This is a genomic window from Rhizobium sp. 01T444 (assembly GCF_056398305.1).
The window spans coordinates 1-557 of sequence record NZ_JBFTPD010000346.1 but is presented as its reverse complement, the minus strand read 5'-3'; the positions used below and the strand labels follow the sequence as shown (position 1 = coordinate 557).

Here is a 557-nt window from a genome sequence, read left to right as displayed (position 1 = left end):
GCTCGATGGCCCAGGTGACTTCGCCGTGCAGGCCTTCCTCGAGAAGGATGCGCGGCACGTTGGCCGAGATGCCGAAGCCCAGGTTCACGGCGTGGCCGCGCGTCAGCTCCATCGCCGCGCGGCGCGTGATCACCTTTTCCGGGCCCCAGGCCTGCGGCTCGAAGGTGGACAGGGGCTGGAAGATCTCGCCGCTGATGGCCGGGTCGTACGGCGTCTGCGTGGTCTGCCACTGGTCGGGGTCGACCACGATGTAGTCCACCAGGTTGCAGGGGACATGCACGTCGTGCGGACGCAGGCTTCCCTGCTGCACCACGCGCTTGACCTGGGCGATGACGATGCCGCCGTTGTTGCGCGCGGCAAGCGCCTGGTCCAGGCCGCCGAGCAGGGCGCCCTCGTGCTCGTAGGTGAGGTTGCCGTGCTCGTCGGCGGTGGTGGCGCGGATGATGGCCACCTGCGGCGCGATGGCCGGGAAATAGAGCCATTCCTGGCCGTCGAAAGTCTCCTTGCGCACCACCGGCCGGGCGGTCGCCGCTTCGTTCATCGCGCAGCCCTGCAGG

The 557-nt window shown here is 69.3% G+C and carries 1 protein-coding gene; it reads right to left on the bottom strand.

From position 1 onward, the window contains the following. Positions 1-557: malonate decarboxylase subunit alpha (locus AC1DTN_RS38845; RefSeq protein WP_477925553.1), on the bottom strand; the 557-nt coding region annotated here is incomplete at both ends.